Here is an 8825-nt window from a genome sequence, read left to right as displayed (position 1 = left end):
CGTCGTGTCGCGCTGAGCCTCGGCCACCCGCCGGCCGTGAGGCAAGCCGCCAAGGGGCGAAAATCTTCATTCGCCGCCGTGCCGACACACGCAGAAAAGTGTTCTGATCCCTTTCCTGGAGATTTGGAAATTCTCTTGAACCCTTTGTCCTATTCGTGTGGAATCGGTGTCCCACCCGCCAACCGAACTGCTGGTCCCAGCCCCATCAAACGACGCATGAAGGCAAGGAGCCCAAAGACATGGAAGCACACCTCGACCGCCGACTGAACCCGCCCGGAGGTAGAGCCTACGTTGTTCTTCAAGGTATCAAACGAGTCGGCACGCCTTCGAAAACCCAGGAAACACGTATCCACCTGAAAACTGTCGCGTCGCACAAGACCGAAACTGAGGATCTGCCAAATGCTTAGCATCATATTGGATATTGCAGGAGGCTACCTTCTAGCTAGGTTTGTTAAAAACATCTGGCTTGCACTATTAGCAGCCATCGTTGTCGGGATCTCATCCTCAATCGCTACAAATATGCTTATTTATGCCACAGCTTCGGATCTTTTTACCCAAGAAGAAATTGGTCTAAAGATTGCCGCTGGCGTCATCATACATCCAATTATCGCAATCGTTTCTCTGTTTATATTCAGAACAAGAGGTCGGATCAAGAGAAGAAACCAAGCCTCTCCCGAAGGCGGTGAAGCATGAAGTACTTTGCATTTATCTTGGTTTTCATGTTATCGCCACCATCTTATGCGGATAATGTGTTTTCAGATGATGAGTCAGAGCTATCGTTCCGATATCACGACAATTGGTCTGAGCGCGAACCTCAACTACATACGACTTTGGTCCTGCTTTCCGCAGATAATGGTTCGGATGCGACGTGCAATTTGTCTACTAAAGAATTTGCAGAACTAAAAAACCTTTCCGAGGCGGCATTAAATCAACTCCGAGCCACCAACCACACAAAAAGCTACTTTTCAACGCAATTGAGTGGAGCCTTTGATGATTTAGAAATAAAACGTTACTGGAGGGGTGCAATTGGTCAAAAAGACGCCGGATTAGTTGAGTTATCATACAACCTATTCCTCAATGACAGCAGAGTTAGGTTTACGCAGTTTATGGGCTCAACATTCGCACGAGGCAGGCGTATCACATTAACATGCAATGCACCGGCATACGGAATTGAAACCGCAAAGAAGGCCTTTGACTATATTAGAAACACAATGCTTTTCCTCTATTAAAAGTGTTGCGCTCCCTCAAGAAGTCGCATGCCATATCTGACTGAATCGCCCCCCATTCAAGGAGAACAAATGGAAACGCTCTCATTGCCTTCAATTGCATTTTATTGCCTCTTCAGTGTATTTATTTTTTACCAGCAGCTACATGTCAAGAACTTCCGTGGGGCAAGTGAGGGCTTCAGATTTTTGCTCACCATTTCCTCTTTCCTCGGCCTCCTCACCGGGTTTGCCTATCTAGGTTATTACGGCTGGTCGGTCGTATGGTGGGCGCCATTCATAATTTTCATCCTTGGCATCTTGGCCGCAATCTTAGGCGGACTCTTAGAGCGCGTTGGTGGGGCACTTGCGTTGAGCCTGGCTGGCTTCGTCGGCTGGCCAATTTCCGCCTCTTTAATGTTTCAATACGTACCAAATTAGCGTTGAAGGCGTGCAAACCCATCGATGCATTTTAAAGGATTCTGACCCCTTATTTCAGGACCCGAGGCCGGGGTGCCATCGAGCATTGGGAAGAGGTCGTCATCCAGACGTCGACAGAAATCCTCTTCGTCGTAACCATTCGCCTCCACCAGTGAACGCAGCATCAAGTCGAGGATGATCCCCGCCTGGGAGAGCTGGCCTGCCTTGAGGCCCTCGTGGTATCGACCGGGCTTGGGGCCGGTGTAACCGCCGATCCAGTCGCCGTAGTCCCGACGTAACGCGTCGAGGTGGTAGTACCAGTGCGGGCCCAGCCCCAGGGCATCGCCGATGAAGGCGCCCATGATCGCGCCGGCGGCCCGGTCTTGGATATCGTCGCGATTGGTCATGGAGCCTCCGACGGTGATTCGTTAAAGACGTCTCCGGCTATCGCTTACAAGCGTAGTCGCCACTCGAGTGGGCATCCATTACCGGGTGAGAGTCGTTTCGTACGCCGGTTGCGCGGAGTGACCATGAGCTAGCGCCGCGCCTGGCGCGCGAGGGTCGTTTCTAAACGCGCCAACGGCGCGTGCCAGCCATAAGCGGAATAAACCAAATTGTTCATGGCACCGAGTGATCAGGCTCGACTGCCCCCTTCGCCCTTGCCGAGCGGCCGGGGTGCCGCAGGGTCGGGTCGGCATGGACGCCGACCCGAGGTTCGCCGCGACACGACGTCGCGTCGAACCGACCCGTCCGCGGCATCCCGGACGGGAGGGAAGCCCATAGGGCCAAGGCGAGGGGTGCCCTTCTCTTTGGGCACTTTCTCTTGGGCAAGCAAGAGAAAGTGCCTCGCGCGCCTGCCAATGCGGTTTGGTAATCAGCACTTGCGTTGAACGCGTGCGAAATCAGAGAAGCGTCTTAAAGGGTTCTGACCCCCCCTTTTTCCGACCTTGGTTATATGGTGTTATCGCGTACTACTTCTTTTATCTGCGAAGCTAAGGCCGAGAACAAGAAAATGTGGACCAGAGAAGGAATGTGGAGAATATGCCGCACTCCCTCATCGAAATCCGATTCGACTGAAACATAACAATAACCATCGCTGTAACTGCGATTTTTGCCATCACTGTATACCCGAAGAAGATCGGTGTCCCCTCCCAGCACCATTACAGACTGAGAGTGAATAACTCTGCCTAAAATCCACCACAAATCCCTTTGGCAAAGCAATACTTCTCGCTCATCAGGACCGTCTTTATTGATGATGATATTCCCATTTCCTGGGTGCGGGTAAAGCTTCCTGGCTTGCGAGACACAATCCGCTCTCTCGATTAGCTTACGCAATATAAAGCAGTACTCGTGAAGCAAATCGATAACTTCGGTAGTGATATCAAGGCGCAATGACTCGAAAGAACTCAAGTCGTCCTCAATGGCATTTCGACCATTGACGAAGCGGTTGTTATCAAAGCAAGAAAGAGCCAGAAGCCGGGTCCCTAAATCGGCAGCCTTCTCATTCCAGCGTGCAATTAGGGCGACCTGCCTTGGCACTACTTTCTCCTCATCCATATAACGCCCGGATCACGAGCCGATTTGGAGCTGCGAAGCAGCGGAAAATCGGTCGCTGTGCAGACGATTGTTAGCACTTTTAAAGGCCGTTAACAAAGCCTGCGATTCCAACCCAAGTCCATGTGATCTTCCTGACACCATTTAACTCGATTGGCGCGTCATTAGCAGTAGCGTCACCAATGCAAACTCCGATAATAGGAACCCCTTCCTCTTTTGCGCACTTTATTTCCCACCTGGCCCCATCGGCCTGTTTGAGATTCTTCGTAACAAGAACCACAACTCCATCGCAGCCCTTTATCTTTGTTCGGCAGCGCGTCTTCCACGAGTCACTCCAAGGCTCTTTAACCGACATATCCACAAGTTCATAAGGGACACGCTCAGCTCTTGCCTGACCGACAAATAGGTCTCTCATCCTTTCGTCTTCAATCGCAAAGCTTGTGAATATTCTCTTGGTCATTTCACTCTCCTTCGGTTTTGCACATTAATGATGCCCACTCAACTTTATTCATTAGTTCAGCGGCATCAGATTGGATAAATACATATATTGACTCAACTAGTATTACCATTAGGACAAACCACCGAAACCTTCTCACTACCGTGGCTTCGGTTTCAGTGTTAGACTCATATCCGACCTGCTGCTTTAGAACATTCCACTCATGCTCGAACATATTCGTTCTAAGCTGCTTTTCTATTTGGTCAATAACAGTAAATTTACCAGTGTTCAGCTTGCCATAAGAACGCACAAGCTTTTCCCATAAAAAAGTAACCACAAGTGCCATGACTGAAAGGGCTAGCATTCCTATTGCACCGACCACAGAAAATTCAAAAGACTTACCAACCACAAGGGAAACAGATAATATTGTTGAAGTGACCGTAAAAAACAGGTTGTTAACACGCATTCTTTGATCGGTTACTTTTTCAGTTGACCCGACCATTATCTTGTACTGCTCAAGCAATAGCTGACGGTCCTCCTGGTACGTTTTCTCCAGATAGGCCCAGCAGCTCTCAGGTTCCCTAAAGACAGGAAATCCTTGACAGAAAAGAACGGATTCTTCGCAGGCAGACGGTAGCTTTATACCAACTATCTGTTTGTTCATGGCTTTAGCTTTGGCATACTCCCACTTCATGGGGTCGCTCTTAAAAGTATCCTCCCCTACAAAAAAGACGACAAAGTCGACCTCCTTGAACTGCTTTTCAACTCTCTCCTTCCAGTTTTCGGAATGCTCGGTCTCTCTCAAAACCGCGATGGAGTCTCGTGCAACAGAGAGCAGCTCATCCAAAACTGCGTTGGTTGCCTCTAAGTCATTTGTTCTGTTGCAAACAAAAATCTTCAATTTGAATATGCTCCGAATGTCTCGGTATTGTGCGTGCTAACTATAAATAAACGGCCTAAGCGCTGCATAAGTCACCGGGCCAAGTCGCTTCTACCCCAGAAGGGCTCTCACAATCAATGACTTGCAACCAGTAGCAAGAAATTCGTGTGGGCTGTTATTCGGCGACTCCGCATGATAAGAGAAAAGGGGTCAGAACCCTTTCCTGTGTCGGCCATGGCGTAGCTGGGTATCCGGGGCGCCTGATCGTCCCCGTTGAACTGGTGGTATGCATCCATGCCATTCGAGGCGTTCCTTTGTGCCGGCGGGGCGGGGCTCTGGCAATCGCCCAGGCGTCCCGCCATTCGGGTGTCCAATTTGCAGGCTATCGCATATAGGTAGCGATATATACGTTGACGGGTTGTAACTAAAAACGCCCCGACAGGATCTGCCGAGGCGTTTGGTGTTCGCGGCGCATTTGCCTGGGCATCGACCTACTGACGCACACCCTCCACCGACAGCGTGACCTCGGCCGTGGTCGCCGCCGGCCCCAGGTCGTAGTCGATGCCGAAGTCCTTGAGCGTCAACGTAGTGGTGCCGTGGAAGCCGGCGCGATAGCCGCCCCAGGGGTCGTCGCCCTCGCCGATCTTCTCGGCCTCGATCTCGATCTCCTTGGTCACCCCGCGCATGGTCAGATCGCCGGTGATGACGAAGCCGTCGTCGGTCGACTCGATGCCGGTGCTCTTGAAGGTCGCCTCGGGGTATTCCTTCACGTGGAAGAAGTCGGCCTCGCGCAGATGCTTGTCGCGCTCGGCGTGGTTGGAATCAAGGCTGGCCATGTCGATGGTCACGTCGACGCTGGCATCCTCGATCTGGCCGTCCTCGTACTCGAAGCTGCCCTCGAAGTCGTTGAAGCGGCCGTACAGCCAGGAAAAGCCGATGTGGTTGATGCGCCACTCGATAAAGGCGTGCTGCCCCTCGGTGTCGATGACGTACTCGGCCGCCTGGGCGGTGACGGGAAGCGCCGAGAGGGGCGCGGCGATGGCGCCGGCCAGCAGGGCGGCGGAAAGGCGTTGGGTCAACATGGTCGATCTCCTCGTGTCAGAAAAAATGGACTTCAGCGCCGGGTCGCGGCGGGCCGGAGCATCCGGCGCAGGGTGTCGTCCCGGTCGAACAAGTGGTGTTTGAAGGCCGCCAGCGCGTGCAACCCGGCCAGGGCGATCACGGTCCAGGCCAGCCAGCGGTGCACGTCCCCGGCAATGTCCTCCTGTTCGGGCAGGTCGCTGATGGTGGCGGGCACCGAGAACAACCCGAACACGTCGATCGCGCTGCCGTCGGCGGTGGAGATCAGGTAGCCGGCAATCATCAGGGCGAACAGCAGCAGGTAGAACAGGGCATGGACCAGGCCTGCCAGCCGCCGCTCCCATGGTCGGCCGATGGGACGAGGCGAGGGGTTGAGCCACCGCCAGAGCAGGCGCGCGGTGAGCACCAGGAACAGCAGCACGCCGGTCGCCTTGTGGATGGCCGGGGCCTGGCGATACCAGGGGTCGTAATAGGTCAGCTCCACCATCCACCAGCCCAGCGCGAACATGCCGATCACGACAACCGCCACCAGCCAGTGAAGGCCGATGGCCACGAGGCCGTACCCCGATCGCGTGTTGCGCCACTGCATCGATGCCCTCCCCCTCACGTCGCCGGCCATTCCACGGCAGCCTCCGATTGCAGAGGGAGCATGGTCGTTGCGAGACGGTTTTTAAATCACTAATCTTGAAAACACTGTTGCCGAAAAGAGAACAACATGGACCGGTTTACCGCAATGGCGAACTTCATCTGCATCGCCGATGCCGGCACGATCAGCGCGGCGGCCGACCGGCTCGGCATCGCCAAGTCGGCGGTCAGTCGGCGGCTGCGGGAACTGGAAAACCACCTCGGCGTGGAGCTGGTGCATCGCACCACCCGGCACCTGGCGCTGACTCCGTCGGGCGAGGCGTTCTACCATCGCGCCACCCGCCTGCTGGCCGATCTCGACCAGGCGGAGGAGGCGGTCACCCGCGAACATGGCGAGCTCTCCGGCGTGCTGCGCATCGCCGCGCCGCTCTCGTTCGGCCTGATGCACCTGCAACCGGCGATCACCGCGTTCATGAACGCCCATCCCGGGGTGAACTTCGACCTCAATCTCGATGACAACGAGGTGGATCTGGTCGCCGACGGTTACGACCTCGGGATCCGGCTGGCGAGCCTGCCGGACTCCACCCTGATGGCCCGTCGGCTCGCCCCGATCCGCAGCCTCGCCGTCGCCAGCCCGGACTACCTTGCTCGTTTCGGCACCCCGCACCACCCCGCGGATCTCGCCGATCACGACTGCCTGATCTACAGCAACGTCCCGGAAACGCGCGTCTGGGGCTACACCGACAGCCAGGGGCGCTGGCAGCCCGTGCATGGTCGGCGCCGCCTGCGGGTGAACAACGGCGATTTCCTGCGCGAGGCGGCGATACGTGGCGCGGGCATCGTGATCGAACCGACCTTCCTGCTGCACCGCGCGATCGCCGAGGGACGGCTGGTGCCCATCCTCACCGACGTGCCCTGGCCGGAGATCGGGGCCTACGCGGTCTACCCGCAGACCCGCCACCTCTCGGCGCGGGTAAGGGCCTTTATCGACTTTCTCGCCCAGCGTTTCGCCGGCGAACCCTACTGGGATCACCACCTGCCAATCGCGAGCAAGGGGCCGACCGCACCCTGAGTACGCCCGCCGCAAGCCGCCCATGCCGGGCGATGCCCCCGATGCGGCCCGCGGCTCGTGCGCTCAATCCCGAGAGGAAAACTCAGATACCAATCGAAGTTGGACTAGGAATGATTCTCATTTGACAGCCAAAAAAAGCTTGGCTATCGTGAGCTCGCGTTGGGGAGACTCTGTACGAATCCGATGCCGCTCTGGCCCGTCGAGTCGTTCGTGATCAAGGCGTGTCGTCGCCGGCGTGGTGGCGGCCACGTCAAGACGGCGCAACACAGAGCACGGACGACTCGCCGAGCCCCGCAGGGCGAGCCTTGAGCCGGGCATCTGCGGCGTTGTCGTCCTTGGAAAGAGAATGACTCTTCCGCGGCGGACGAGCGCCTTGCACCTGCCCGGCTCAAGGCCCGCAGAGCGACATCGGATTCGTACAGAGTTTCCCTGACGATGCAATTCGCCAAACTGCCTTTCAGACAAGAGCCAAGAGGTCTCGATCATGTCCCGATTTTTCCCGTTTGCCGCCCTGGCCCTCGCCACTGCCGGCCTGGGCCTTGCCGGCTGCAGTGACAACGCCGAGCAGAACGGCGACACCACCGCCGACCAGGGCGCGACCACCCTGAACGTCTACTCCGCGCGCAAGGAAGACCTGATCGCCCCGTTGCTGGATCGCTTCACCGACGAGACCGGCATCGAGGTCAAGCTGCTGACGGCCGACGCCGGCGCCCTGCTCTCCCGCCTGGAGAATGAAGGCCGCAACACCCCGGCGGATATCCTGATCACCGTCGATGCCGGCAACCTGCAACGTGCCAAGGAAGCCGGCGTGTTCCAGGCGATCGAGTCTGATGCGCTGAGCGATCGCATCCCCGCCAACCTGCGTGACGTCGACAACCAGTGGTTCGGCCTCTCCCAGCGCGCCCGCGTGATCTTCACGCACAACGAGCGCGTCGAAGAGGGTGCGATCACCAGCTACGCCGATCTCGCCGATCCGAAATTCAAGGGCAAGATCTGCATCCGTTCCTCGGACAACGTCTACAACCAGTCGCTGGTCGCCTCGATGATCGCCGAGCACGGTGAAGAGTGGACCGAGGAGTGGGCCAAGGGCCTGGTCGCCAACATGGCGCGCAAGCCCCAAGGCGGCGATCGTGATCAGATCCGCGCCGTGGCCGCCGGCGAGTGCGATATCGCCGTGGCGAACACCTATTACTATGGCGCCATGCAGAATGGCAGCGACACCGACCGCGAAGCCGCCGATGCCGTGCGACTCGTCTGGCCGAACCAGGACGACCGTGGCGCACACGTCAACGTCTCCGGGGCCGGCATGGTCGCGGCAAGCGACAAGGCGCAAGCGGTCACGCAATTGCTCGAGTTCCTGACCACCGAGGCATCCCAGGAGTGGTACGCCCAGGTCAACAACGAGTTCCCGGTGCGCGCCGGCGTGCCCGCCGCCGAAACGCTGGCCCAGTGGGGCGAGTTCAAGGCCGACGAGCTCAACCTGTCGACACTGGGTGAGTTCAACCCGGATGCCGTGAAGCTCATGGACCGGGCCGGATGGCAGTAAGCCAGGACGCACAGCCCCACGTCCTGATCGACAAGCCGGCCGTCCCGACA

The 8825-nt window shown here is 56.9% G+C and carries 11 protein-coding genes; 5 read left to right on the top strand and 6 right to left on the bottom strand.

Annotated elements, in window-relative coordinates; translation table 11 throughout:
* Positions 1–399: 399 nt before the first annotated feature.
* The 3 genes from ABGV18_RS03380 (at position 400) to ABGV18_RS03370 (ending at position 1643) form a co-directional block, all read left to right on the top strand.
* Positions 400–693 (top strand): hypothetical protein, encoded by a 294-nt coding sequence (locus tag ABGV18_RS03380; protein ID WP_396581820.1) that lies wholly within the window; start codon positions 400–402, stop codon positions 691–693.
* The gene (locus ABGV18_RS03375; RefSeq protein ID WP_396584813.1) at positions 690–1229 is read left to right on the top strand and encodes a hypothetical protein; all 540 of its coding nucleotides are present in this window, start codon (positions 690–692) and stop codon (positions 1227–1229) included. Before ABGV18_RS03380 ends, ABGV18_RS03375 begins: the two co-directional genes overlap by 4 nt.
* A 69-nt stretch (positions 1230–1298) precedes the next feature.
* Entirely contained in the window at positions 1299–1643 is a 345-nt protein-coding gene (locus tag ABGV18_RS03370) for a hypothetical protein (RefSeq protein ID WP_396584812.1), read from the top strand.
* On the opposite strand, the gene ABGV18_RS03365 is transcribed toward ABGV18_RS03370, so the two are convergent.
* The 6 genes from ABGV18_RS03365 to ABGV18_RS03340 form a co-directional block, all read right to left on the bottom strand.
* The gene (locus ABGV18_RS03365) at positions 1640–2029 is read right to left on the bottom strand and encodes an ADP-ribosylglycohydrolase family protein (RefSeq protein WP_396581822.1); all 390 of its coding nucleotides are present in this window, start codon (positions 2027–2029) and stop codon (positions 1640–1642) included. The genes ABGV18_RS03370 and ABGV18_RS03365 overlap by 4 nt on opposite strands.
* Positions 2030–2573: 544 nt before the next feature.
* A complete protein-coding gene (locus ABGV18_RS03360) occupies positions 2574–3179 on the bottom strand; it encodes a hypothetical protein (RefSeq protein WP_396581823.1) in 606 nt (201 codons plus the stop codon).
* Between the two features lie 79 nt (positions 3180–3258).
* Positions 3259–3636, bottom strand: a complete 378-nt coding sequence (locus tag ABGV18_RS03355; protein WP_396581824.1) for a TIR domain-containing protein — start codon at positions 3634–3636, stop codon at positions 3259–3261.
* 1 nt (position 3637) lies between these two features.
* Positions 3638–4513 (bottom strand): RipA family octameric membrane protein, encoded by an 876-nt coding sequence (locus ABGV18_RS03350; protein WP_396581825.1) that lies wholly within the window; start codon positions 4511–4513, stop codon positions 3638–3640.
* 470 nt (positions 4514–4983) lie between these two features.
* Complete coding sequence (locus ABGV18_RS03345; protein ID WP_396581826.1) at positions 4984–5574, bottom strand: YceI family protein; 591 nt, start codon at positions 5572–5574, stop codon at positions 4984–4986.
* A gap of 32 nt (positions 5575–5606) precedes the next feature.
* Positions 5607–6161 (bottom strand): cytochrome b, encoded by a 555-nt coding sequence (locus tag ABGV18_RS03340; protein WP_396581827.1) that lies wholly within the window; start codon positions 6159–6161, stop codon positions 5607–5609.
* Between the two features lie 126 nt (positions 6162–6287).
* On the opposite strand from ABGV18_RS03340, the gene ABGV18_RS03335 reads away from it, so the two are divergent.
* On the top strand, positions 6288–7229 hold the full coding sequence (locus ABGV18_RS03335) for a LysR family transcriptional regulator (RefSeq protein WP_396581828.1): 942 nt from the start codon (positions 6288–6290) through the stop codon (positions 7227–7229).
* Between the two features lie 484 nt (positions 7230–7713).
* Positions 7714–8775, top strand: a complete 1062-nt coding sequence (locus tag ABGV18_RS03330; RefSeq protein WP_396584811.1) for a Fe(3+) ABC transporter substrate-binding protein — start codon at positions 7714–7716, stop codon at positions 8773–8775.
* Positions 8776–8825 lie beyond the last annotated feature (50 nt).

The sequence above is a fragment of the Guyparkeria halopsychrophila genome (genome assembly GCF_044582135.1).
Lineage (GTDB): Bacteria > Pseudomonadota > Gammaproteobacteria > Halothiobacillales > Halothiobacillaceae > Guyparkeria.
Note: the sequence above shows the minus strand (reverse complement) of the source record. Positions and strands in the feature narration are given on the sequence as shown.